1 protein-coding gene is annotated in these 472 nt (G+C 57.8%); it reads left to right on the top strand.

All coding sequences use genetic code 11. The features are described 5' to 3' along the window. Positions 1-156 (top strand): type II toxin-antitoxin system RelE/ParE family toxin (locus J5M58_RS26670; RefSeq protein WP_207880371.1); only part of this gene is annotated, 156 nt, incomplete at its 5' end. Positions 157-472 lie beyond the last annotated feature (316 nt).

The raw sequence follows: 472 nt of genomic DNA, 5'->3' as shown, positions 1-472 counted from the left end.
GACATGGGCCGTCCATTCGACGGGGAAGAGGGGCTGCGCGAACTGGTGATAGGATTCGGATCGAGCGGCTATGTCGCGCTCTACCAGCATGATCCTGCCGACGATGCTGTCTTTGTCCTTGCCCTTCGTCACCAGCGCGAAGCCGGATACCCTTGATTGCCCTCTGGTGCCCGTCAGGGCACCGCCAAGCCCTTGGACAGCGCATACCTACCCTCAAGCGCTTCCCTGCGCCCTACAGGCCGGAAATCGCCACTGGCACCCCCTGATAGCCCATTGCGACCTTGCCTCGTTGTGCAACGTGGAAGGGGGAACGGATTCCTATCCGTCATTCCCAAACGCGTGCCGCGACTAGCGGCACTCAATGTTCACTTTTTGTTCTCATCTAAAGGGGCTGCTTCGCCAGCGCTTAGGTCCGCGCTCGCACCCCCTTTAGATCATTAGAAGGGGCGATTTTTTTATCCAATAATTACAA

It is taken from the genome of Pseudomonas sp. 32_A, assembly GCF_017490905.1.
Taxonomy (GTDB): domain Bacteria; phylum Pseudomonadota; class Gammaproteobacteria; order Pseudomonadales; family Pseudomonadaceae; genus Aquipseudomonas; species Aquipseudomonas inefficax.
The sequence above is the reverse complement of the archived record's forward strand: the minus strand, read 5'-3'. Positions and strand labels throughout refer to the sequence as shown.